This window comes from Aquamicrobium sp. YD-1-mutant5 (assembly GCF_059509755.1).
In genome coordinates, this window is record NZ_JCAKKP010000017.1 from 24295 (window position 1) to 47632 (window position 23338).

Genomic DNA, 23338 nt, shown 5'->3' on the forward strand with positions numbered 1-23338 from the left:
CGCCTACACATTCGCGTAGCGCGAGTTGCGGATCATCCTGTAGCCGCGGATGAGTTCCCCGATGCCGTCGTCGAGGCTCCAGTCCGGCATCCAGCCGGTGCGCTCCAGCTTCTCGTTGGAAACGATGTAGTCGCGCTTGTCAGGGTCCTCGCCGATGGGGGCTTCCAGACAGACGAATTGCGGCACATGCGCTCTTATGCGCTCGCACAGTTCCAGCTTGGAGAGGTTGGCGCTGGACAGGCCCAGATTGTAGGGCTGGCCGCGCATGGCGTCGAAATTGGCAAGCGCGTGCTCGAACCCCTTTACCACGTCGCGCACATGGATGTAGTTGCGCTTGAAATGCCCCTCGAAGATGACGACGGCGCGGTCGGTCACGGCCCGCCACGTGAAGTCGTTGACCAGGAGGTCGATGCGCATGCGCGGCGACATGCCGAACACCGTCGCCAGCCGCAGCGTGACGCCTCGCGCATTCTCCAGCACGGCTGCCTCGGCCTCGACCTTGGTGGTGCCGTAGAGCGAGATCGGGTTGAGCGGCGTTTCTTCCGTGCAGAAAATGCCCTGTTCGCCGATGCCGTAGCCGGAATTGGTGGTTGGGTAGACGATCATCTGCGCCGGCGAGGTGCGTTTCGTCAGCGCCACCACCGCATCCCGGTTCAGGGTCGTGGCGGTAATCGGGTCCTGCTTGCACAGCGGCGCGCCGACAAGCGCTGCCAGCGGGATCACGGCATCGGCTCTCGGCACCAGCTCGTCCAGAAGCCGCTCGTCGCGCGCGTCGCCGCGAACCGGCGCGAAGCCCGCATGGCGGCAGCATGGCGCAAGCTCCGTCGTGCCCCGCTCGAAAGTGTCCAGCACGGTGACGCCGTGGCCGTGTTCAAGCAGCGTGGGAACCAGGACCGAGCCGATATAGCCCGCCCCGCCAGTGACCAGTATGTGCATCGTCATCCCCGATAAAGCGTTAGAAGGAAAAAGCTTCCGGCCGGTGCCGTCCCTCATCCGGCAAAGGCGTCGTCCACCTGCGGCGCGATCCTGAGCATTTCCGCGAAGGCGATCATCAGGTGGTAGAGCGTCGAGGCAGGCACATGGTCCGTTACCGGCCGCCGCTCCGCGTCGATCCTGTCCATCCACGTTCCGGGCAGTCCCTGATCGAGGAAATGGTCGAACAGGACGCGCGTGCTGCTGGCGAATACGGGGCGCGGGTCGATGCCGAACAGTTCGAACATGGCCACCGCCGCCTGAATGCGCTCGGTGTTGGGCCACACGCGCGAGCCGGCATCCAGAACCATGCCGTCGTCGCGCACGGCGCTGAGCGTCAGCCAGTCGTCATGCTCGACACCGTGGGTTTCGGCGAACCATGTCAGTCCCTCCACGAAAGGACGCATGTCGCGGCCGGCGAGGTGCTGGTAGCGCGCCAGTATCCAGGCCCATTCAAACTGGTGGCCGGGCTCTATGGCGCGTCCCCCGGCAGTATGAAGCCGTTTCCAGCGCTCGTCGAACTGTTCGCCGAGCGTCGAGGTGCGGGGGTCGAAGAAGCGCGTTGCGAAGAGATCGACGATCTCGTCGGCAAGGCGCCGGAAGCGTTCGCCGCCACCGGCTTCGAGATTGACCAGCGCAGCCTCCAGCAGATGCATGTGCGGGTTCTGGAGCCTTGCGCCGGAGGCAGGCTTTTCCACCAGAAAGCCCTGACCGCCGGGGTGGCGCATATGCGTCTCGACGTAGTCTAGCGTGCGCAGCGCCCATTGATCGACGGCCTTGTCACCGGAAGCGCGTCCGTACCAGCCGAAGGCGTAGAGGATGAAGGCGAGGTCGTAGAGGTCGGGCGTCGCATCCTTCACGCGCCCGTCGGGGGTGAGCAGGCGCGCCCAGCCGCCTTCCGGCCCGAGCCATGCGTTGCGGGTGAGGAACTCGTAACCGAAGCGGGCGCAGTCGAGCGCATCTTTCTGGCCGAGCAGGGCCGCATGGCTGAAGACATAGATCTGCCGGCCGATGACGCGGGTGCGCTTGAAATCGACCGGCCGCGCCGACCCGTCGAAGGCCATCTGCTCGACATAGCCGCCCTGTCTCCAGTCGACGCCGTTTGCGGCCCACAGCGGAATCGCGCAATCGAGCATCCACTGGCTGGCCCGTTGAATGGCGGTGTCGGCCAGCCATCCGTGATCGATGCTGGTTTTCTGGCGCGCGGCGGAGAGGTAGGGCATGGTCAACCTGCCTGCATGGCTGGAGTTTCAGTGAAAATCGGTTTCGGTGGCGGGTCAGCGACCGGTCGTACCGCGGCCAGCGCCTGCCGCACGGTGGCGAGCAGATTGCCGCCGTCGAACAGCATGCCCGGCATGCCCGCCCGGTTCGCGGCCTCGATGTCGCTGTCGCGGTCGCCTATGAGAAAGCTGCCCCTGTCGCGTATGCGCCATTCGCGCCGCGCGTTGAGCAGCATGCCCGGATTGGGCTTGCGGTCGGGATGCGAGGGTTGCCTGTAGCGGCGGATCGTTGCATCCGGATGGAACGGGCAATGGTAGAAGGCGTCGATATGGGCGCCGATATCGGCAAGCTCGATCTGCATGCGCGCATGGAAGGCATGCACGTCCGCCTCGTGGTAGAAACCATGGGCGACGCCGGCCTGATTGGTGACCACGAACACCAGATAGCCGGCCTCGTTGAGGGCGAGCACCGCTTCGCGCGCGCCTTCGATCCACTGGAGCTGTTCGGGCCGGTGGGTGTAGCCGCGATCGGTGTTGAGCACGCCGTCACGGTCGAGGAAGGCGGCTGGCCGCATCAGCCTGAGGGGCAGTTCGCGCCGGGCCTGCGCCAGCGTTTCCGGCAGGCCGATGTCGAGGAAATAGCCGTCGAAGACCCGGCCATCGACGGCCCCTTGCCGCACAAGTTCGGGAAAGACGTCCTGCTCGATCGAGCAGGGGCCGGCAATGTGATCGAGAACCGCGCGGTTGAGCAGGTAGAGCCCGCCATTGATGAGCCCCGGACCAGTTGCGGCCTTCTTCTCGGTGAACGCGGTGATGCGTCGGCCGTGGAGTTCGACCGAACCGTAGCGGCCCGTGTCCTCCATGCTGCGCAGGGCAATCCGCGCCAGCCTGTCGCGCGGCGGGGCGACCGCCAGCGCGCGCAGGTTGATGTCGAACCAGGAATCTCCGTTCGCGAGCAGGAACCACGGATCGAGCATGCCGGCGGCATGGCGAAGCGCGCCGCCGGTTCCGGCGGGTTCCGGTTCGCGGATGACGCGGATGGTGGCGGCCCTGATCTGCCGGCCATGATAGAGGCGTTCGACGCTGTCGCCCAGATGGCCGGCCAGCAGCACGATGTCTGTAAAGCCATGGCGCGCCGCCTCTTCGATGAGCAGGTCCAGCAACGATATGTCGGGCGCGATCGCAAGCAACGGCTTCGGTGTGGTTGCCGTCAGTTTGCCGAGACGCGTTCCCTTGCCCCCGACGAGGAAGACTGCCTGCCTGACAGCCATGCCACGTACCCCCCGTGGTTTGCCGGCAGCTTGTTGCGCGGTCGGCCGATGCTGATCTGCGCAATCAGCTTCCGCGCCTCTGCGTGAACCATCAACGCGACAATAAGGGGTAGCCCCCTCGCCAAGCTGTTGACTTGCTACCTCGGCTGATCGCTTGCCATGGCGCCGGTGGTGGCAGCATGCTGGCCCTCGCTCCGGAAAGCCCGGTCAACAGGTTCGATCGGGTCCGTTCCAACCGGACGAGAGCGATGGGGGAAAGCCGCAATGGTGCTGAAGCAGCAGGCGAGGCTGGGCGCCTATTGGCTGGTGGGCTCGCAGGTGGTCAACATGGTGACGGCCTTCCTGCTCGCCGTCTTCCTCGCCCGCATCCTTGAAATCTACCAGTTCGGCCTGATGACGCTTTCAACGGTCGTCTTCTTCATCGGCACGCTGGTGACGACGGCGGCCTTCCGCGAGACGCTGATCGTGCGGCAGGATCTTGGCCGGGACACGATATCGGCATTGTTCTGGCTGAGCCTCGGCCTGTCCGTCGTCGTCGCCGGCGGCTGTGCGCTGGCTGCCGCCCCCGTCGCCCGTATTCTCGGCACGCCCGAGTTCGAAACGCTGATGTGGGTCGTTGCCGGCTCCATACTCGCCAATGGCATCGGCGGCATTCCGGGCGCGATCCGCGTGGTCAGGCGCGACTTCGCCCGCATCGGCATGCAGACGGGTGTGCTGTCGCTGGCGCTCGCGCCGGTCACCGTGGTTATGGCGCTGCAGGGCTACGGTGCGCTGAGCGCCGTGATGACGGCCTTCATCTATCATTGCATCACCTGTGTCCTGAACTGGTACTGCGCCGGCTGGACGCCGCTGTGGCGTGTATCGCCGCGCGCCATCGGAGCCGCGCGCTCGACCCTGCTGGTCATGTGCGGGCAGCAGGGTCTCGATGTCGCCAATTCGCAGATCGACCGGGGCATCATCGGTTCGCTTCTGGGGCCGCACGCGCTCGGCCTCTACTCGATCGGCCGGCGGCTGAACGATCTCATGATGGACGCCATCATCGGCCCCTCGGTCAGTGTCACCATGCCGCTGATCGCCTCCATCCAGGGCAATGTCGAGCGGCTGCGTTCCGCCTATGTGCAGACGCTGTCGCTGGCCATGATCATGGCCGTTCCCATGAATCTGGGCCTGCTGGCGGTGGGCGACCTCGCCATCCGCGTGCTGTTCGGCGAAAAATGGCTCGATGCGGCACCGGTGATGTATGCCTTCGTGTTCATGGGAATTCTGGGGGCGATCAGCGGCGTGCAGCGATCCGTGGTTCAGGGTGGCGGGCGGCCCGACATGTGGTTCCGCATACAGGTGGTGCATACCATCGCCAACATGGCGGCGATCGTGGCGGCTGCGTTCTTCGGCATTTTCGCCATTGCCTGCGCGATGCTGCTGAGGGCGGTGCTCCTCAGCCCTCTGGCCTTCATCGCGGCGGGAAAGATGACGGGGGTCGGCAGGAGCCAGCATCTCGCCATCATGCGCGCTCCGGGCGAAGCCGGCCTCGCCATGCTGGTGGCTGTGCTGCTGGCCCGCGCAATGCTGCCTGCCGGCCTCGCGCCGGTGCTGTCGCTGGCGATACTGGTGACGCTCGGCGCAGCGGTCTATGCAGGATCGCTGGCCCTGATCGCCAGAAGCGAGTTCGTGCATGCCCTGACGCTGGTCATGCCGAAAAGCCTGACCATGAAGCTGCATTCGCTTCGCGGCGGCACATCCTGAGAGGACGATCGGATCTGTTTCCCGGCTTCGCCGCGATTCATCCATAAGGATGGGCGCACCACGCCGCGGCCTCCCAAAGACTCAGGTCCGACGACCTGACGGGCGCGCGCCTCTCTCCTGAATGATTGGCACTGCCGCCTATTGCTGCGTCGCAGCACTTTGCATCTGCAGTTATCGTCGGGGCTGACGGATTTCGGTTCGTCGGGCTGCGGGGGTCTTGTCGAGCGGGGCAGGGGAGGGACTGTGTTGAGCGATCCGATCCATACGGGTGCGGGACCCGCTGCTGCCGGCCAGCCAGGCGATGCTGCCCCGGCGCGCAGGGTCATGCTCATGGTCGCCATGCCGGGTCTCGTCTCGACAAGCCTGATCAGGGCGGTCGAGCTGGAGCTCCCATGGATCGTCGTGGAGCAGCGTCCCGACATCTCTGCAGCCTGTGAGCGCTTTGATGAACCGCTGGCACTGATCCTGTGTGAAGCGCATGTTCTGCCTGCGGTCGAGGCTATTTCATCTGAAATACTGCGCATTCATCCGCTCGCGAGCGCCGCCGTGATCGAGCAGGGTGATCGTGAACCGTCGTTTCGCCTGAAGGATGTGCTGGGTTCGCGGCTGGTGCGGGGCGTATTGCCCATGAGCCTGAAGCTCGATGTCTGGCTCTCGGTCGTCCGCCTGCTTCTGCATGGAGGGGAATATTTCCCGGCCCGGATGCTTTTCAGCCAGATTGCGGGGGAAGCGGCATCATCCCCGGTTCCGGGCATGACCAGTCCGCCCTATGCCATTTCGGATGACGATGATCTGGCGACGCTGACGGCGCGGGAACTTCAGATTCTCGAAATGGTTGCGCGAGGCCTGCAAAACAGGACGATTGCGGCCGAATTTTCCCTGTCCGAACATACGGTCAAGGTTCATCTCCACAACATCATCGGCAAGCTTGAGGTCCGCAACCGTTCAGAAGCTGCGGCCTGCTTCCGCAAGGGTATGAATTTGCGGGCAGACGGGATGTTCCGGATCCGGAGATAACCACCCCGGCTCACGGGCACGGAGTTTCAGTGCACGGGCGCCTGATCGAGATAGGCGATCTCGAAGCCGGTTATATCTGCAGCGCGCTTGATATCCTGAAATTCCACCACGCCATCGCGAAACACGACGATCCTCGCTTCACGCAGCTGACGCAGCACCCGGTTGATGTGGATCGCGGTCATGCCAAGCGCATCGGCCAGAATGGACTGAGAAATAGGGCACGGATAGGTGCAGCCGTCGCCGATGCCGACCAGCTTGAGGCGCTCGCCGAGTTCCAGCAGAAAATGAGCCGTTCGCTCGAACGCGTCGCGCCGTCCGATACTGACCAGATGCTCCACCACCATGGCCTCGTCGCGGGACGCCGCCCACATCAGCCCCACCGCAAGCCTCGGCGTGCGACGGAATACATCCAGCATCCGCTGCCTGTCGAGCCGCGCCACCTCGACGTCAGTTATGGTAAGAAAGCTATGGTCCGAACTGCGCAGCAGCAGGCTGCGAAGCCCGAGGAAATCTCCGGCTATCTGTATGTCGATGATTTGCCGGCTGCCGTCACGCAACTGCTTGTAGGAACATGCCCAGCCTTCGCGCAATATATAGGCTGAATGCGGATACTGCCCCTCGTATACGACTTCCCTGCCAGCCTCTATCAGCGAGCGCTGCCTCTGCAACTCCCGCAGCATGATCAGGTCTTCGGGCCCCAGCCCTTTGAATGCCTGCAATTTTCGGGTAAGCGCATCGCGCGTTTCATCCATCCGATCCCCCTTCTTGTTGTCTTTCCTCCTAAATTTCGCGCGGCAAGAGGTTGCTTCTGAACGGCGGTTTTCATCCGATGGTACTCTGAAAGGCTACCAAAGGTTGTCTCAGGTTAACTTAAATCAATAAATAAAAAAGTCCCTCGTTTGTGGGAGCTGCCTCCTACTTCTTTATCGGAGCAGTTTTGTTTCGATCCAATGCCGTAAAACTGGCCCGTAGTACTGCAGCGCAACATACATATTCCGCAGGAGAAAACCTCTTCGTGCCAAGGGGAACGCCATTGGAGTGGGAAGTGGCGTGCATGCAGATCGTGCAGGGATTTCATATCCCCGGCGCCCGGCTGGTTCGATGGCCCCTTCTGTTCCTGAGACGGATAATCTCGCTCCCCCATAAGATGTACTCCCGGATTTAGCGTGATTAACGATCGGTTAATCTGGGTTAATTTTATGGTCCACGAAAAACGCTAAGGTTGCATTCGGCTTCGGGGGGGATTGCCCGGCCATGATGTCACCACGGCTGGGGTTTCAACGTCGCGACTACCACTCAGAGCCGATGTCAGAACCTAAAGTTCAAAGGGGATTAAACCTATGAGTACGGGTATCGCTTTCAATTTCACAAAAACATCGATCTCTGAAACGCCGGTCAATTCTCCCATTTCACTCCATCGCATACATGACCCGGGCACCGAGCCCCCCGGAGGAGCGGAGGACGCGGGCCAGCCTGATCGAACGCTCGTCATCATCGACAATCGCGCCCTTGAGCGGGAATGCTTTGCCCAGAGCCTCATCGCGCGGGGCGTGGGACTGGAGGTGCTGGCGGTCGGCAGGATCGAGGAGTACACGGCCCGGCGCGACGAGGTTCCGCCTGTTTGCGCAATTCTGCTCAATCTTGGGGGAAGACGTGTCGGCGATGCGCAGGTGGAGGATGAAATCCGGCGCCTTTCTGCCGAATTTGGAAAGATTCCTCTGATTGTTCTGGCTGATACGGATGAGTTGCCGCAAATTCTGCAGGCGCTCGAATATGGTGTCAGGGGCTTTATTCCAACCTCGGTTGGCATAGGTGTCTGCATAGAGGCAATCGGGCTGGCCATGGCGGGCGGCGTCTTCGTTCCCGCCAGCAGTGTGATTGCCATGCGGCGGCTGGTGGAATCCCGCCCGGAGACGCAGCCGCTGTCGGGCATGTTCACGCTGCGCCAGGCCGAGGTGGTGGAAGCGCTGCGCCGGGGCAAGGCCAACAAGATCATTGCCTACGAACTCAACCTGCGGGAAAGCACCGTCAAGGTCCATATCCGCAACATCATGCGCAAGCTCAAGGCGACCAATCGCACCGAAGTTGCCTTCAAGATCAATCACATGTTTCCCGGTTATGCGCAGGCAGGCGGATCGCACGCGACGCATCCGCGCTAGAAACCGCATCAGTTGCTTCCGGGTAATTCCACGACAGGCGATTTTGAGTGGCTGTGCGGGCGGTTGAAAAAGCAGCCTGCTCGCAATTGAGGCAGCGACCAGATTGTCGGGCATATGATAGTGCCCCTGAGCTGTTTCGCCGGACGTTTCAGCAGCGGATTGCGACGCGCAGTCGCGAATACAGTCAGGAACTGCCCATCCGCTTTGTCCGTGGCGTCTCCGCCCGGAACACCGACAATGCTGGGATGGCTTTGCCGTTGGAAGTGAACATTCCAACGGCATCCGCAGCAACCGGGCCGGCGCTCCCTGCCGGAACGCTCAGGCCGGTTCCGTCTGCCTTTTCAGAGCGGAAAACCGTGGCGGCGGGCCAGGGCCCAGATGTCGCGGTTGGTTTGCGCAAGCCTGCCGATCGAGCGGGTGATGATGGCGATCTCGTCGGCGTCGATGGCGTCCATCTTGCCGTATCTGAGCTGGTCTGCGGTTTCGGAAACCCGCATCAGCAGGGTGGAGACGTTGTCGCCCGTATCGTCGAACGAATAGATGCAGTGGTTGTATTTGTTGCGCAGCTTGGCTTCGGCCATCATCTTGCGGGTGACATCGAGCACGTCCTTGCGAACGGGCGGCGGCGTGCGCGCCATCTTGGCCAGCCGCTCGACCAGATCGACGCGGGCGCGCGTGGTGTTGAGCGTCAGGAAGATGATGGTGGCCGTTTCCTTGTCCACCCCGGCGAGCCCGGCGATCAGGTGGATGAGAAGGCTTTCGGTATTGGTCCAGGTGTAGTTGAGCTGACCCAGAAGAGTCAGCACATCCCTGAAAGGCGGCGCCGGTCGGTTCATCGCGAGGCTGCCTGCTTGCCCAAGACCGCAGCGATCCTATCATCCGGACCGCCCGGCGTCTAATTATCGTCTAATCCTCCCGGAACGCGCGGTTCATGCTGTCGCGGATCGGTTTCGAAAGATAGTCGAAGAAGGTGCGTTCCGCCGTCTGGATCAGCACTTCCGCCGGCATTCCGGGCGTCGGCAGGAAACCATGCACCCGCGCCAGCTCGCTGGACGACAGGCGCACGCGGGCCAGATAGATCTCGCGCACCTCCTGCACCGATTGCTCGCGCAGCGCATCGGCCGAGACGTAGTAGACCGTGCCGGTCAGCACCGGCGTGGTGCGCTGGTTCAGCGCGGTCAGCCGCACCGTCGCCTCCTGTCCGGTGCGGATGGCGTCGATCTTGGTGCGCGGTATCTGCGCCTCGATGATGAGCGGCACGTCGGACGGCAGTATTTCCGCGATGCTCTTGCCGCTTTCGATGACGCCGCCCGCCGTATGGTAGTAGAGCCGGACCACGGTTCCGCTGACGGGCGCGTTGATGGTCGCCCGCCGCAGCACGTTCGTGGCCGCGCGTGATTGCTCGCGCACCGAGTCGAGCTCGGCCTCGACGCTCTGCATTTCGTCGAGCGCCGCCTGCCGGTAGGCGGCGAGCGTCTGCTGCTTCTGCTGGCGGTAACGCGCCATCTGGGACCGCGTCTCGTCGATTTCCGCCGCCAGCCGCCCGCTCTGGCCGTCCGCCTCGGCCATGACGCGCTGGATCGCCGAAATCTCGGGCTTGCGCAGCAGTCCCTGCTCATAGAGCTTGCGCTTGCCGGCATATTCCTCCCTGAGGAAGCCGATCTGCTGCGACAGCGCCGCATGCTGCGCCTCATAGCCGCCGACCCGGAATTCGAGGGCGGCGATGTTGTTGTTCAGAAGCTCGATCTCGCCGGTGAACTTGCGCTGCGAGGCCTCGAAATTGAGCCGCTGGCTGGCCAGGATTTCCGCAATCTCGGGATCGATAGCATTGCTGGTCAGCTCGGCCGGAAAGGCGATGCTTTTCTGCCCCTCGGATTGGGCGGTAAGCCGCGCGACGATGGCATCGAGCCGCGCACGGCGCAGGAAAAGCTGGCGCTCGTTGGCCAGCGCCGAGGTCTCGTCCAGTTGCACCAGCGGTTGCCCCTCCTTCACATGGTCGCCCTCGGAAACGAGGATTTCCCTAATGACGCCCCCTTCCAGATGCTGCACGATCTTGTTCTGGCCGGTGGCCACGAAGCTGCCCTGCGCGATGACGGCAGCGGCAAGCGGCGCGAAGGTTGCCCACAGGCCGAAACCGCCGAAGCACGCCACGAGCAGCACGACGCCGGCGATGCTTTGCTTCCTGATGGAACGGGGAACCCCGGCATACCAGGTGAGGTCCTGGAGTTTGGCGATATCCGTACTCATGCTGCACCTGCTCTGGTCATGTTGGCCGGCGCTGCATTGGGCTGCATCGCGCCCGGTCGGGGAAGATGCTCGCCGAACGGACTGTCGGGCAAATGGCCGGCGGTATGGGCCGCAAGCGCGCGCAGCACCTCGTCGCGCCGGCCGAACATGGAGATGGTGCCGTTGGTCATCAGCAGGATCTTGTCGACATGGCGCAGCAGCGCCGGCCGTTGGGTGATGACGATCACCGTGATGCGGTTTTCCTTGGCGTGGCGCAGTGCCCGTGCAAGGGCTGCATCGCCGGCCGCATCGAGATTGGAATTCGGCTCGTCGAGCACGATCATGCGCGGATCGCCGAAGAAGGCGCGGGCAAGGGCGATGCGCTGCTTCTGCCCGCCTGACAGGGGCGAGCCGTCGGCCGCCACCTGCGTTTCATAACCCTGCGGGAAGGTGGCGATCATCTCGTGCACGTCGGCGAGCACGGCGGCCCGGTAGATTTCGGCGTCGTCCACATCGTCGCGCATGCGCGCTATGTTGGCTTTGATCGAGCCGGGGAAGAGCTGCACGTCCTGCGGCAGATAGCCGATATTGTCGCCGAACTGGCGCTGGTCCCAGTTGCGCAGGTCCATGAGGTCGAGGCGAACGGCGCCCGATGTCGGCAGGATGGAGCCGACCAGCATCTTGCCGAGCGTTGTCTTGCCCGCCCCCGAATTGCCGATCACGGCCAGTGAATCGCCCGGCTGAAGCGAGAAATTGATGCCGTTCAACACCACGCGCTTGGTGCCCATCGGTACATAGAGCACGCGCTCCACGTCGAGTCGGCCTTCCGGGTTGGGCAGCACCAGCCGTTCGAGGTTGAGCGGCGAGGAACGCAGCAGCGCGCTGATGCGGCTGTAGGCGCCGCGCGACAGGATGAACTGGTTCCAGCCTTCGATCGAGCCTTCGATCGGGGCGAGCGCGCGGCCGGCGATGATGGAGGCGGCGATCACCATGCCGCCGGTGATCTCGCCCTCGATGGCCAGAAAGGCGCCCCAGCCCAGCAGCGCCACCTGCGTCAGCAGGCGGATGGCGCGGGAGGTGGCGGCCGAGACGATGTTGCGGTCCTGCGCCTTCACCTGTGCCTTCAGCGATCCGGCCGTGTCCTGCCCCCAGATCTTCACCGCCTCGGGGATCATCGCCAGCGCGTTGATGATCTGCGAATTGCGGGCCATGGAATCGAGATGCAGGTTGGCGCGGCTCTGGTAGACATTGGCCTCGCCGAAGGGAGCGGCGGTCATGCGCTGGTTGACGAAGGCGACGATCAGCAAAAGCACGCCGGACAGGATGATGATGCTGCCCAGATGCGGGTGCACCAGATAGACGGCCAGTATGAATAGCGGCGCGAAAGGAATGTCGAGGAAGGACAGCAAGGTTCCGGATACGAGGAAGGAGCGCAATTGCTGGAGATCGCCAAGCGTCTGGTATTCGCGCCCCGACCCATGCAGCGAGGCGCGGGCGGCGGCGCTCAGGATCGGCGCGCCGAGCTGTGCGGCGACCTCGACGGCGGTGCGCATGAGGATGAAGCGGCGGATCGCATCGAAGGTGGCCTGCAACAGCACGGCCCCGACGATGACAATGGTGAGCATGACCAGCGTGTCGGTCGAGCGGCTGGTCAGCACCCGGTCCGAGATCTGGAAGAGATAGACGGGAATGGCCAGCACCAGAATGTTGCTGGCATTGGTGAACAGGAACACCATCAGAAGGTTCCTGCGCACCGCGCCGAGACCGGCGCCGAGGCTCCGCGACAGATCGACCGGCCCGAGGCGGCGGTGGAAGGTTCCGCTTTTGCTCTCCCTGCCACCTGTGCCCCGGTCATCGGCAACGGCATAGCGACCGGGCGCGGGCGGCGGCTGTCCGCCATCCTGATCCTTCGGCTGCGGCCGCGCCTCTATCGGGCCGCTCGCGCCTTCCAGCATGACCGTGGCGCCCGGTCTGGCCGGTTCGGGTCCGCAATCCTGCGATTGTCGCATCGTGGTCTCCGGGGCGGGATCGTCGCGCATCCTTTCGGACGCGGCCTCACGATCCGCCTGTTCGTTCGTGCGCCGGTGCTCTGACACGGCATCCTCGAGGGAGAGTTCGATCTCCCTTTCGAGCGCCGCCAGCACCCGTATCAGCGACCCGGGGTCGGGCTCGCGAAATGTCATGTTGCCTGATGCGGCCAAAGGTGCCGCGCTTGCCTGAAACCTCTCCATGAAGACGCTCCCGCCCCCTCCCGTCCGCATTGGTCAGTATGGTTCGTATCAACTCAGCATGGTCTGCATCAGATCGGCGGATCCGATGTCCGGTACCCCGCCGTCATGGGCCGTTGCGCCATCGCCGGTGTCGGGCGCCAGCAGGTCGTCGCTCAGGAACACCACGGCCTCGCTGACCAGCGCATTGGCGTCCTGCGTGTAAAGTCCGCTGTCGTGCGAAATCAGCTCGGCCTGGATGAGCAATTCGTCCGAATACACATTGCCGCCGGCATAGACCGTGGAATCGACGCCGCCGTCGACGATGTGGGCATGGTTGACGAGTGCGTTGGTGCCAGTCGAGATGGTCCAGTCGGCATCGGCATATGCGCCTGCCTGATCCATGGCCAGCGCCACCTGATCGGCATCGCCGAGGATGTTGGTCTGGTTGATGTAGTTAAGGTCGACCACATTGCCGGAAACATAGAGCACCTTCAGCCCGCCCACGCCGCTGAAGGCTTCGTGCCGGAGCAGATCGGCCGGCGCGTCGGCGGGGCCGGAGGCGAGCTTGTCCGCGGCCTCCCGGAAGGACGGCGGAAGCCCTTCGAAGCTCATCGTCCCGAACTGGGTGATCGACGCCTGGTTCCACAACAGATTGCCGCCCGTCGACAGCGACGCTTCGCCCGCCGTATGGAAGTCGCCGACCGTGCCGACGAGATCGTCGTCGAGCAGGATGTTTGTCTGGCTGATGATGTTGCCGTGATAGACGCTGCCGCCGACGATGATGACATCATAATAATTGCCGAGCTCAGCCACGGACGCGATGTTAACGGCCGTGTTGTCGCCGAGCGTGATGGTGGTGCCGCCGCCGCAGGCCGACATGACGGTGACGTCGTTGTCCTGCACGAAGCTGATCTGCCTGATCCAGTTGGCGATCACCAGATCGCCGTCGATCCGCGCCACCTGCCAGTAGGCGGGAAAGCCGGATCCTTCGGCAGCCTGCCCGCCATAGGCCGGGTTGGCGATGGTCTCGATCGTCGCGACATTGAAGGCCTGCGTCGGCGTATCCGTCAGCCGCTGCCAGCCGCCCAGCGCATCGGAAACCGCATCGCAATCGCTCCAGACATTCGTCTGGCTGATGGCGTTGACATGCATATAGTCGCCGACCGCGGCAACCACCGGGGCGCCATGCCAGTTGTTGACCAGCACCGCCTCGTTCACCAGCAGATTGCCTCCCGCCTCCAGCCCGATCATCGGAGTGAGCGAATGGTCGACGCCGGTGGGCACCGGTGCAGCGTCCTGCGTCTGCGCGGTCGAATCCCCGGCGGGGGGGTGGAATTTCACCGGCAGAAAATCTTCCAGAACCGGTGCTTCGTCGAGGCTTTCGCCGTTGACATGGATGCCGGAGGTGGCCGCACCCTGCGCCACGAACAGGCTGCCGTCCTCAGGCGCAGCGTCGGGCAGCGCATCGGCGGCGGCGGCCACCTGATGGATGAAATCGCCAGCACCGGATGGCGAATGCAGGCTGTCCATGTCGGCGACTGGCTGAAGCTGCGCAGCGTCTTCCATCAGCTTCGCCAGTGCTGCGACGGGATCGCCTGCCGATTGCATCGCAAGCCCGTGATCGCCGATCGACAGATAGTCATTGTCGACAAGCTGTGCTTCCTGCCGCAGATAGACCGCCAGAGAGCCGATCGGCTCATATTCGGGGATCACCCTCTCACCCGCTCCCGGCACGTCATGCTGGCGGGCGGGACCGGCCACGCCGGCCATGTTGCCCGGCGGGATATGCACGGGGATTTGATGGGTGGGTACCGAAGTGGTCACGCTCGCCGGCACGATGTCGAAGGACGGCGGCGAATAGGTCACCGTCGGCGCGAATTGCCCCAGCGTGTAGGGGCTGGTCATGGCGAGCTTTATGTCGGGCAGCTCTCCCGCTTCGGGCGGCGCTTCGCGCTGGGCGGTGAACTTCGCATAGTCCAGCCGCAGCCGCACGTCCTCGACTGTCTGGGAAAACACTCCGATGAAATGGGCGATGATCTCGGTGGTCGAGTCCATATGCATGGTGCACTACCTCGCTGGCTTGCCAGCAAAACCGTTCGTCAGGGCCGCCCACCCCTTGCAATGCCCCGGCCTGCCGCTCTGGCGAGCGGCGCAGGGCTTCATTCCAGATCTGCTTCCCCCGTTTTCCGTGATTGCCCGCTGCGGGCATGAAGGGAAAAGTGCGGAGCTGTGCACGGGGACCATGCACAGCTCCAGAACCCGGCGCTCTTGGGGGGCGAGAGCGCCGGACCCGTGGACGGCATTTTTATCCGTCATCTTCCCCGACCAGCGTGCTGATCAGGTCGCCGCCGACCACAGTCATGTCAACCGTATTGCCAAGGACGTTGGCGCCCATGACGATCTGCTGGTTGAAGGCACTCGTATCGACGAGCGCGCTGGCAGAGGCCTGCGAGGAACCGGTGACGTAGCCGTCATCGCCGTTGTTGGAGCCCCACACGCCGCCTGCGCCGCCTGCACCGCCGGCACCCGTGGTGGCTATGCCGCCCATGCCGCCGAAGCCGCCATTGCCGCCGGATACTTCTCCTGCCCAGGCCGCGCCACCGTCACCGCCGGCCGCCAGAGCCCATCCACCGAGGCCCGCACCGCCGTCGCCGCCTGCGCCGCCGAGACCACCGCCAAGGCCGAGGCCGATGCCCTGACCCGCGCCGAAGCCGAGGCCGCCGCCGCCATCGGCGTCGCCACCGGTGCCGCCTGCGCCACCCATGCCGCCCATGCCGCCGGTGCCGGAACCGCCGAAGCCGCCGAAGCCGTCACCGCCGAGGCCGCCATTGCCGACGCCGCCAGCGCCGCCGGTGCCACCGGTACCGCCAGGGCCACCCGCTGCCGCCGCCGCTGCCGCATCAGCCGCCGCCGCACCCGCCAATCCAGACGCCGCCGCCGCTGCTGCATCGGCTGCCGCCGCACCTGCGCCGCCATCGCCGGCCGTGCCGCCGCTGCCGCCGGTTCCACCGGCACCCGATCCGCCGGGGCCGCCGCTGCCCGATCCACCGGCACCGCCATAGGCAGAGCCACCGGAGCCGCCGCTGCCACCTGCGCCGCCGTCACCGCCAGTGCCGCCGCTGCCACCGGCACCAATGCCGGCGCCAAGGCCGCCGAGGCCGAGCCCGAGGCCGGTGCCTGCCGCACCGTCGCCACCGGCCGCGCCATTGCCGTCGCCGGCGCTGGCGCTGGTGTGCCCGCCGAAGCCGCCGAAGGCGTCGGAACCATATGCCGAGCCGCGTCCGCCGGAACCGCCATCGGCATTGGCATCGCCTCCACCGGTGCCGCCGCCGCCGCCGGCATCGATGCCGTCACCGGTCTTGGCGAAGCCGCCCGTGGCGCTGCCCTGCTGCTGGAAGTTTGCGTTGTTGTGGACCTGCGGGTCGCTCAGCGTGTCGTTGTCGACCAGATCGTTGACCTGATTGAACACGAAGGCATTGTTGCCGGATCCGTTCAGCGAGCCGTTGAGGATGTCCTCGAAGGACACGTCGTCGCCCGGATCGTAGGAAATCACGCCGTCGCGATTGATGAAGAGCTGATCCACACTGGCGCCGCCGTAGAGATCGACGTCGGCGAAATCGTTGTCGCTGGGAATGATGCCGTCAAGGCCGACATTCACGGATGTCGACACCGAGGTCGCAACGTTCGTGGCGACATTGGTGGCGTTGGTGGCGACATTCTCCGCCACATTGCCGGCCGCATTGGCCGCTGCATTGCTGGCTGCGTTGTTGGCCGCATTGCCGGCCTGGTTCGATGCGCCGTTTTGAGCGGCGTTTCCGGCAGCGTTGGCCGCATTGTTACCGGCGTTGTTGCTGGCCTCATTGTTGGCCGTATTCTGCGCGGATTGTTCCTGGTCCTGGTTCTGCCAGGATTCCTGGTCCTGATGCTGGTCCTGCCCCTGATCCTGATGCTGGTCCTGATCCTGGCTCTGGTCCTGATTGCCGAGCGGCCAGCCAGGAAGATAAAGGCCAAACCCGCCAAACCCGTTATTGTTACCCATGATCGTGTCCTCGATTAAAGAACCGTGCGACACGATCACCCGTCATCTGTCAGGCGATATGGTGCCGGCACGGTTCCACTGGTTCGACGACCGAAACGGCCGTCGTCTGCTGTGTGCATCCCCCCCACGAAGATGGACAATGCACTGCTGTTTTGGGCACTGCTTATTGGCCGGGAGCTTTCTTTCCGGAGACGCGGGACCCCCCTTGGTCAAGAACCCTCGTTCCCATTCCGGAAATTCTGGCTTGTCCGGCGTCTGGACTGTCGCGCCGGGAACTTCCATTGAACAGTTGCACCTGCGTCGTAATCCCATGCGCAATAAGGCAATGGGCGCGCATTCCCTCATCCGGGAGGATGGGATTAGAGACGGGAGCTACGTCCCTTTGACTACGCGTATCGGATGGTATCCGGGCCGTTTCAGCTCTGGATGCATGGGTGGCCATGGCTCTGCCGAACAAACTGAAAGCAGTTTTTTCGATGCATTCCGAGCCTGAACGAGATCCTCGGCCGTGGCCGTGGAGCGCACGCGGGCGAGCGCCGCCGCTTCGAGGCGCGGCCGCATCTTCACGAAGGCGGCCATCAATCGCTTGAGGTCGAGCTTTTCCACGCCAGCCTTGCCGGAAAACACACAATGATCCGGCAGACCTAACGGAGCAGGCAAACTGGCGCAACGGCGAGTGACCGCGTGGTTTCAGGGCCTGAAACTCAGGTTTAATGCTTGATTTGTTGGGTTCACGGCACACACCGCTGCCCTTCAGTGTTTTTGCGTGCCGCGCGCAGTCTGTTTCATTTTTCACCCCCAGTTGCCGAACAGCAACAAAATGACGGTTCAAAGTGCTGAAAATCGACATCACGCTGTCCGCCGGAGAACGCCCGAATGAGCGATGGCCATGGCACATGACCTTGCGGGAAACAGGATGTGATGTTGCTGAAGCTGAGCCACAGCTGATGGGGCTGGCTTCATGATTCATTCAAGACGTCAAATCCGCCACGAAGCCATTTTCGCCGGTTTCAGCAAGGCTGGCCGGAAATGGATTGAGCGCTGCCCGGGCAAAATTGGCCATTGCAGAAGGCGATGGCTCTATGGTTAGGGTTGCAGCCGTCTACATCCGGGTTGCGTCCGAAGGTTCGCTCATGTTCCTGCCCGGAGTAAAACAGGCAGCAGGCAGCGCCCGGAAGGTTGTTCCATGATCCGCATTCCCGTGTCTCTTTCCTGCGTGCCGGCCACATCCAGCGCGCCGGTGGCCGGGGGTATCCGATGACCGCACCCGGCGCGCTGGAGCCCGTCAGCACCGACGGCGGCAGGCAGGTACTGGAAGTTCATGCCCGCCTCATGCGGCGACGCGGGTTTCTGGTGGCACTCATGGCGGTCATGACCCTTCTGGCGATCATGCTCGACATGACCACCGGTCCTTCGGGCATGGGATTGAGCGAGCTCTGGAAAGTCGTCACCGGGCATCCCGACACCACCCGCGCCATGGAGGTGATCTTCTGGAACGTGCGGCTGCCCATCGCCATGATGGCGGTGCTGGTGGGGGCGGCGTTGTCTCTGGCCGGCGCTGAGATGCAGACTGTTCTCGACAATCCGCTGGCCAGTCCTTTCACATTGGGTGTTTCCTCCGCCGCATCGCTGGGCGCGTCGCTTGCCATCATTCTCGGCCTCGGGCTTCCCTTCGTTCCGCCGCACATGATCATCGCCGGCAATGCCTTCGTCTTCGCGCTCGGCTCGGTGCTGCTGCTCCAGTATCTGGCGCGCGGTGGCGGGGGCATCGAGACGCTCGTGCTATTCGGCATCGCGCTGGTCTTCACCTTCAATGCGCTGGTGGCGCTGGTGCAGTTCATGGCTTCGGCAGATGCACTCCAGCAGCTTGTGTTCTGGAGCATGGGCAATCTCGGCGCGGCCAGCTGGGAAACGGTGGCGGTGCTGGGCCTCGTCACGGTGCTGCTGTTCCCGTTTTCGCTCGCCTCGTCGTGGAAAATGACGGCGCTTCGGCTTGGTGAAGAGCGCGCGGCAAGCTTCGGCATCGACGTTGGCCGCCTGCGGTTCTTCTCTCTGCTGCGCGTCAGCCTGCTTGCAGCCACCGCTGTCGCCTTTGTCGGAACCGTCGGTTTCATCGGCCTTGTCGGTCCCCATATCGCCCGCCTGATGGTGGGCGAGGACCACCGCTTCCTTTTGCCGGCAAGCCTGTGCAGCGGGGCGCTGGTGATGTCGCTCGCTTCCGTCGCATCAAAGACGCTGGTGCCGGGCATGCTGCTGCCGGTCGGCATCGTCACATCGCTGGTCGGTCTGCCGATCTTCTTCGTCCTGATCCATCGGAGGCGCAGGCGTCCATGAGCAATAAATCCCTGCACATCAGCGGGCTGACGGTGAGCTACGGCCGCCGTGCGATCATCCGCGACCTGCACGTCTCGCCCATACAGGCAGGCGGGATCACCGCGCTGGTCGGACCCAACGGCGCTGGCAAGTCAACGCTGCTGCGGGCTATCGCCGGCCTTTTGCCGGCCTCCGGCAAGGTGTGGCTGAACGGGCATAACCTGCTTGCCATGTCGCGCCAGCAGCGTGCCGCTTATGTCGGCTTCATGCCGCAGTCGCTGCCGGCCGGAGTGGGGCTGAGTGTTCTGGAAACCATCGTTACGGCCCTCAAGGTGGCCTCGCCGACGGGAAACGAAAAGCTGCTGCGTCGCAGGGCGGTTGCGGTTCTGGAACGGCTGAACGCTGTTCATCTCGCGCTTGAGCCGCTTGATCGCCTTTCCGGCGGACAAAGACAGATGGCCGGGCTCGCACAGGCGCTGGCACCTGATCCTGAACTGCTGCTGCTTGACGAGCCGACCAGTGCGCTGGATTTGCGGCACCAGTTCCACATCATGCGCACGGTGCGGGAACTGACCCGCTCGGGGCGCTCCGCCGTCATCGTGCTGCACGATCTGGCGCTGGCGGCCGAGTGGGCCGATACGGTGGTGGTGATGAGCGGCGGCGGCCTTTACGTGGAGGGCAGACCCACGGATGCCGTTACACCCGTTATGCTGCGGGATGTCTATGGGGTTGTCGCCGATGTCGTGGCGCTCCCCAGCGGCTCGCTGCGCATCGACATCAGGGATCTGACGGAAAATGGCGCTACGGCGCGACAGGCAGCCGGAGACGCAGCATGAACAGGCATTTTCCACTGGTGGCCGAGGCAACGGTCGCGATCGCCGATGCCGCCCGCCACATTCCCGACATCGCCGGGCATCTGGAAAGCCATGGTGCGCGCGCATCATCGCAGGGAGAAGCGACGGTTCTGGATTTCGATTTCTGCCGTGGCGTGCTGTGGCCGCAGGAAGGATCGCTGCATCTGCGCGCCGAAGCGGCAGACAGAAGCCTGCTTCAGGAAATCAAGATGGAACTGGCCGAGCATGTCGTGGAATTCACCGGCGTTTCGGCGAGCGACATCGTCTGGACCGGGGACGAAAGCGATAGCGGTGCGCCACCCAATTTCCGGCTGATGCGGGTGGTCAGCACCAGGCGCATCACGCCGCATATGCAGCGCATTCGCCTGGCAGGTGAAAATCTGCTCCGGTTTTCGGGGCTTGGCAACATCCACTGCAAGCTGCTGGTGCCTCCGGCAGGTGTGGAGCCTGAGTGGCCGGCTCTCGATGCGCAGGGCAGCTTCCGCTGGCCCGGTGGCCCGGGCAAGCCGTCGGTGCGAAAATACACGATCCGTTCCGTGGATGCGCAAGCGGGAACGCTGGACATCGATCTGGTCGTGCACGGCGACGAAGGGCCGGGCTCGGCGTGGGCGATCGCCGCGAAGCCGGGCGATCTGATCGGAATGGTCGGTCCGGGTGGCCGGGGAATCCGGCAGGCCGACTGGCATTTGCTGGCAGGCGATGAAACGGCATTGCCTGCCATCGCGCGCGCCCTTGAAAACCTGTCGCCCGACAGCCGCGGCGTGGCCCTGATCGAAGTGGCGGACAGCGCCGAGGAGCAGGATATCGTTCTGCCGCAAGGTTTCGAACTGAAATGGCTGCACCGGAACGGCGCGGCCGCGGGAACGACCACGCTGCTTGCGGATGCGGTGCGGTCAGTCGAAGTGCCTGCTGGTGAAGAGCGGGTGTTCGTCTGGGCCGGTTGCGAATTTTCCGCGTTCAGGGACATACGCTCCCATGTGCGCAATGTGCTCAAGCTTGGAAAGGAACAGCACCTCGTCACCTCCTATTGGCGGCGCGGTGTCAGCGAGGATGGTGCCAGCCGTCTGGACGCCGTCTCGAGTGTGGTCACGAAGATCGGAAAACGTCTCGGCCTGGCGGTGGGAGACTGAGGTTCCTGACTGAAAGTCTGCATCGATTGCACAGGCTCTCCTACATGCCGTAGCGGGCATGGCTTCCAGAGCATCATGCGGGAGCCGATGGCAGCCATGGTCTTTCGTGGAAAACAGCGTTTTGATTTCCCCGGTTGTTCCGGCAGCATGGTTATCCATGCTGCCGCCCAGCCACGCGGCTGAACACATGATTGCCGGACGGCTCCTTTCCCGAGTTCCACAGCCATAGGCTCCGCTGTCCCGACCACGGGGCGGGGCAGGGTGCCGCACCTGTGCCTGGCAGACGTCCGTCCGGCCACGCATTGTGCTACTGCAGGCTGAACCGATATGCATGAGCGATCCCATCCGTTAATTTCCGGCACAGAAGAACATGGCTGCCTCCTCCCTCGAAATTCTCAAATCCGTCTACGGCTATGACGCTTTCCGGGGTCCGCAAGCGCGGATCGTGGAGCATGTTATTGCGGGCAACAACGCCTTCGTGCTGATGCCGACAGGCGGCGGCAAGTCGCTGTGCTATCAGATTCCGGCGATCGCCCGTCCGGGTCTGGGGCTCGTCGTTTCGCCGCTGCTGGCGCTGATGGCCGATCAGGTGGCCGCACTCCGACAGGCCGGTGTCCGGGCGGCCGCGCTCAATTCGGATCTCGGACCGGATGAGAGGCGCGAGCTTTGGCAGTCCGTCAGCACCGGCGGGCTCGACCTTCTGTATGTCGCGCCCGAAATGCTGCTGCGGCCGGACGTTCTTGACCGGCTCGACGGGGTGAAGCTGTCGCTGATTGCCATCGATGAGGCACATTGCCTTTCGCAATGGGGGCATGATTTCCGCCCCTCCTATCGCCAGCTCGATGCGGTTGTGCAGCGCTTTGCCGACACGCCGCGCATGGCGCTGACAGCGACGGCCGATGAGCCGACGCGTGCCGAAATCCTGACGCACCTGAACATTGCCGGGACAGATGCCTTCATTGCCGGTTTCGACCGGCCCAACATCCGCTACGCCATCGAGGAAAAGGACAATCCGCGCGCTCAGCTTAAGGATTTTCTCCGCCGCCACGAGGGCGAGAGCGGCATCGTCTACTGTCTGTCGAAGCGCAGGACCGAGGAAACCGCCGCATGGCTGCGGGACCAGGGCTATGATGCGCTGGCCTATCATGCCGGCATGGAAAAGGCCGCGCGCGAGGCCAACCAGACGCGTTTCCAGCATGGCGAAGCGGTGGTGATGGTGGCCACCATCGCCTTCGGCATGGGCATCGACAAGCCGGACGTGCGCTTCGTGGCCCATATCGATCTGCCATCCAGCATCGAAGCCTATTATCAGGAAACCGGTCGCGCCGGGCGCGACGGCCTGCCGTCGGATACGCTCATGCTCTACGGCCATGACGATATCGCCCTGCGCAGCCGTTTCATCGAGGAATCCGACGCGCCCGAGCAGCGCAAGCGCATGGAACGCCAGAAGCTCGATGCGTTGCTGGGGCTGGCCGAAACGGCAGGCTGCCGGCGGCAGGTGCTGTTGTCCTATTTCGGCGATGAGTGCGAGCCTTGCGGAAATTGCGACACCTGCGCGGAGCCGCCCATCCTTTTCGACGGCACGATAGCCGCGCAGAAGGCGCTTTCCTGCATCTATCGCACCGGCGAGCGCTTCGGGCAGGCTTACATCGCTGATGTTCTGCTCGGCGTGGAAAATGAGCGCATCGCCGGGTTCGGGCATGATCGCATATCGACATTCGGCATCGGCACGGAGCACGACAACCGCACATGGCGGGCAATCCTGCGCCAGCTGATCGCGCTGCGTTTCATCAATGTCGATCTCGCCGGTCATGGCGGCCTGTCGATCGCATCCGCCGGCCGCGAATTTCTGCGCGATAAGCCCGCACTGATGCTGCGCGCGCCACGGCCGCCACGCGCGCGCCGTGGCAGGGTGGCCCGCGGCGGCGCCGAGTCTGCCATAGCCGAGGCGGATCGTGCCCTGTTCGCGGCATTGCGGCAAAAAAGGCTGGAGATCGCGCGCGCGCAGAACGTGCCGCCCTATGTCATTTTTCACGACAAGACGCTGATTGAGCTTGCGGCAGCAAGGCCGGCCTCCCGCCGCGAAATGGCGGAAGTGCCGGGTGTCGGCGAGGCCAAGCTCGATCGCTACGGCCCGGCTTTCCTGTCGGTCATCGCGGAGCACGCCTGAGGATTTTCGGGGTG

At 64.0% G+C, this 23338-nt stretch carries 17 protein-coding genes; 7 read left to right on the forward strand and 10 right to left on the reverse strand.

Annotation, left to right across the window (positions count from 1 at the left end):
- Nucleotides 1–3: 3 nt before the first annotated feature.
- The 3 genes from AC5XE7_RS17815 to AC5XE7_RS17825 are packed head-to-tail and all read right to left on the reverse strand — an operon-like array spanning nt 4 to nt 3463.
- Nucleotides 4–936, reverse strand: a complete 933-nt coding sequence (locus tag AC5XE7_RS17815; RefSeq protein WP_495367018.1) for an NAD-dependent epimerase/dehydratase family protein — start codon at nt 934–936, stop codon at nt 4–6.
- A 53-nt stretch (nt 937–989) separates the two neighbouring features.
- A complete protein-coding gene (locus AC5XE7_RS17820) occupies nt 990–2195 on the reverse strand; it encodes an AGE family epimerase/isomerase (RefSeq protein WP_495367019.1) in 1206 nt (401 codons plus the stop codon).
- A gap of 2 nt (nt 2196–2197) precedes the next feature.
- Entirely contained in the window at nt 2198–3463 is a 1266-nt protein-coding gene (locus AC5XE7_RS17825; protein WP_495367020.1) for an HAD-IIIA family hydrolase, read from the reverse strand.
- Between the two features lie 264 nt (nt 3464–3727).
- On the opposite strand from AC5XE7_RS17825, the gene AC5XE7_RS17830 reads away from it, so the two are divergent.
- Both AC5XE7_RS17830 and AC5XE7_RS17835 read left to right on the forward strand, forming a co-directional pair.
- A complete protein-coding gene (locus AC5XE7_RS17830; protein WP_495367021.1) occupies nt 3728–5206 on the forward strand; it encodes an oligosaccharide flippase family protein in 1479 nt (492 codons plus the stop codon).
- Nucleotides 5207–5452: 246 nt separating this feature from the next.
- Nucleotides 5453–6223, forward strand: coding sequence for a helix-turn-helix transcriptional regulator (locus tag AC5XE7_RS17835; protein ID WP_495367022.1), 771 nt, complete (start codon nt 5453–5455; stop codon nt 6221–6223).
- A gap of 26 nt (nt 6224–6249) precedes the next feature.
- On the opposite strand, the gene AC5XE7_RS17840 is transcribed toward AC5XE7_RS17835, so the two are convergent.
- A complete protein-coding gene (locus tag AC5XE7_RS17840; RefSeq protein ID WP_239801195.1) occupies nt 6250–6975 on the reverse strand; it encodes a Crp/Fnr family transcriptional regulator in 726 nt (241 codons plus the stop codon).
- A 588-nt stretch (nt 6976–7563) separates the two neighbouring features.
- Between AC5XE7_RS17840 and AC5XE7_RS17845 the strand changes: the two genes are divergently transcribed.
- Nucleotides 7564–8382, forward strand: coding sequence for a response regulator transcription factor (locus tag AC5XE7_RS17845; protein ID WP_287948377.1), 819 nt, complete (start codon nt 7564–7566; stop codon nt 8380–8382).
- A gap of 341 nt (nt 8383–8723) precedes the next feature.
- Here the strand turns inward: AC5XE7_RS17845 and AC5XE7_RS17850 are convergent, their stop codons facing one another.
- From AC5XE7_RS17850 to AC5XE7_RS17875, 6 genes are all read right to left on the reverse strand, one after another.
- A complete protein-coding gene (locus tag AC5XE7_RS17850; protein WP_495367023.1) occupies nt 8724–9218 on the reverse strand; it encodes a hypothetical protein in 495 nt (164 codons plus the stop codon).
- Between the two features lie 70 nt (nt 9219–9288).
- Nucleotides 9289–10629: an HlyD family type I secretion periplasmic adaptor subunit gene (locus AC5XE7_RS17855; protein ID WP_495367024.1), complete on the reverse strand. Its 1341-nt coding sequence runs from the start codon at nt 10627–10629 to the stop codon at nt 9289–9291.
- On the reverse strand, nt 10626–12839 hold the full coding sequence (locus AC5XE7_RS17860) for a type I secretion system permease/ATPase (protein ID WP_495367025.1): 2214 nt from the start codon (nt 12837–12839) through the stop codon (nt 10626–10628). The genes AC5XE7_RS17855 and AC5XE7_RS17860 overlap by 4 nt, the downstream gene beginning before the upstream one ends.
- A 48-nt stretch (nt 12840–12887) precedes the next feature.
- A complete protein-coding gene (locus AC5XE7_RS17865; RefSeq protein WP_495367026.1) occupies nt 12888–14879 on the reverse strand; it encodes a type I secretion protein in 1992 nt (663 codons plus the stop codon).
- Between the two features lie 244 nt (nt 14880–15123).
- Nucleotides 15124–16857, reverse strand: coding sequence for a hypothetical protein (locus tag AC5XE7_RS17870; RefSeq protein ID WP_495367027.1), 1734 nt, complete (start codon nt 16855–16857; stop codon nt 15124–15126).
- Nucleotides 16858–17229: 372 nt separating this feature from the next.
- Nucleotides 17230–17484 carry a hypothetical protein gene (locus AC5XE7_RS17875; protein ID WP_495367028.1) on the reverse strand — a complete coding sequence of 85 codons (255 nt, stop codon included), beginning with the start codon at nt 17482–17484 and terminating at the stop codon, nt 17230–17232.
- Nucleotides 17485–18114: 630 nt separating this feature from the next.
- On the opposite strand from AC5XE7_RS17875, the gene AC5XE7_RS17880 reads away from it, so the two are divergent.
- The 4 genes from AC5XE7_RS17880 to recQ all read left to right on the forward strand — a co-directional run bounded on the left by AC5XE7_RS17880 (nt 18115) and on the right by recQ (nt 23324).
- Nucleotides 18115–19191 carry a FecCD family ABC transporter permease gene (locus tag AC5XE7_RS17880; protein ID WP_183832372.1) on the forward strand — a complete coding sequence of 359 codons (1077 nt, stop codon included), beginning with the start codon at nt 18115–18117 and terminating at the stop codon, nt 19189–19191.
- A complete protein-coding gene (locus AC5XE7_RS17885) occupies nt 19188–20006 on the forward strand; it encodes an ABC transporter ATP-binding protein (RefSeq protein WP_495367029.1) in 819 nt (272 codons plus the stop codon). The genes AC5XE7_RS17880 and AC5XE7_RS17885 overlap by 4 nt, the downstream gene beginning before the upstream one ends.
- Nucleotides 20003–21154: a DUF2218 domain-containing protein gene (locus AC5XE7_RS17890; RefSeq protein WP_495367030.1), complete on the forward strand. Its 1152-nt coding sequence runs from the start codon at nt 20003–20005 to the stop codon at nt 21152–21154. Before AC5XE7_RS17885 ends, AC5XE7_RS17890 begins: the two co-directional genes overlap by 4 nt.
- A gap of 370 nt (nt 21155–21524) precedes the next feature.
- Nucleotides 21525–23324 carry a DNA helicase RecQ gene (gene recQ / locus AC5XE7_RS17895; protein ID WP_495367031.1) on the forward strand — a complete coding sequence of 600 codons (1800 nt, stop codon included), beginning with the start codon at nt 21525–21527 and terminating at the stop codon, nt 23322–23324.
- Nucleotides 23325–23338: the final 14 nt, after the last annotated feature.

Bases quoted from the DNA above. Each gene is read 5' to 3' on its own strand.
- AC5XE7_RS17815 (WP_495367018.1), bottom strand. From the start codon at position 936: ATGCACATACTGGTCACTGGCGGGGCGGGCTATATCGGCTCGGTCCTG.
- AC5XE7_RS17820 (WP_495367019.1), bottom strand. From the start codon at position 2,195: ATGCCCTACCTCTCCGCCGCGCGCCAGAAAACCAGCATCGATCACGGA.
- AC5XE7_RS17825 (WP_495367020.1), bottom strand. From the start codon at position 3,463: ATGGCTGTCAGGCAGGCAGTCTTCCTCGTCGGGGGCAAGGGAACGCGT.
- AC5XE7_RS17830 (WP_495367021.1), top strand. From the start codon at position 3,728: ATGGTGCTGAAGCAGCAGGCGAGGCTGGGCGCCTATTGGCTGGTGGGC.
- AC5XE7_RS17840 (WP_239801195.1), bottom strand. From the start codon at position 6,975: ATGGATGAAACGCGCGATGCGCTTACCCGAAAATTGCAGGCATTCAAA.
- AC5XE7_RS17845 (WP_287948377.1), top strand. From the start codon at position 7,564: ATGAGTACGGGTATCGCTTTCAATTTCACAAAAACATCGATCTCTGAA.
- AC5XE7_RS17850 (WP_495367023.1), bottom strand. From the start codon at position 9,218: ATGAACCGACCGGCGCCGCCTTTCAGGGATGTGCTGACTCTTCTGGGT.
- AC5XE7_RS17855 (WP_495367024.1), bottom strand. From the start codon at position 10,629: ATGAGTACGGATATCGCCAAACTCCAGGACCTCACCTGGTATGCCGGG.
- AC5XE7_RS17860 (WP_495367025.1), bottom strand. From the start codon at position 12,839: ATGGAGAGGTTTCAGGCAAGCGCGGCACCTTTGGCCGCATCAGGCAAC.
- AC5XE7_RS17865 (WP_495367026.1), bottom strand. From the start codon at position 14,879: ATGCATATGGACTCGACCACCGAGATCATCGCCCATTTCATCGGAGTG.
- AC5XE7_RS17870 (WP_495367027.1), bottom strand. From the start codon at position 16,857: ATGGGTAACAATAACGGGTTTGGCGGGTTTGGCCTTTATCTTCCTGGC.
- AC5XE7_RS17880 (WP_183832372.1), top strand. From the start codon at position 18,115: ATGACCGCACCCGGCGCGCTGGAGCCCGTCAGCACCGACGGCGGCAGG.
- AC5XE7_RS17885 (WP_495367029.1), top strand. From the start codon at position 19,188: ATGAGCAATAAATCCCTGCACATCAGCGGGCTGACGGTGAGCTACGGC.
- AC5XE7_RS17890 (WP_495367030.1), top strand. From the start codon at position 20,003: ATGAACAGGCATTTTCCACTGGTGGCCGAGGCAACGGTCGCGATCGCC.
- recQ (WP_495367031.1), top strand. From the start codon at position 21,525: ATGGCTGCCTCCTCCCTCGAAATTCTCAAATCCGTCTACGGCTATGAC.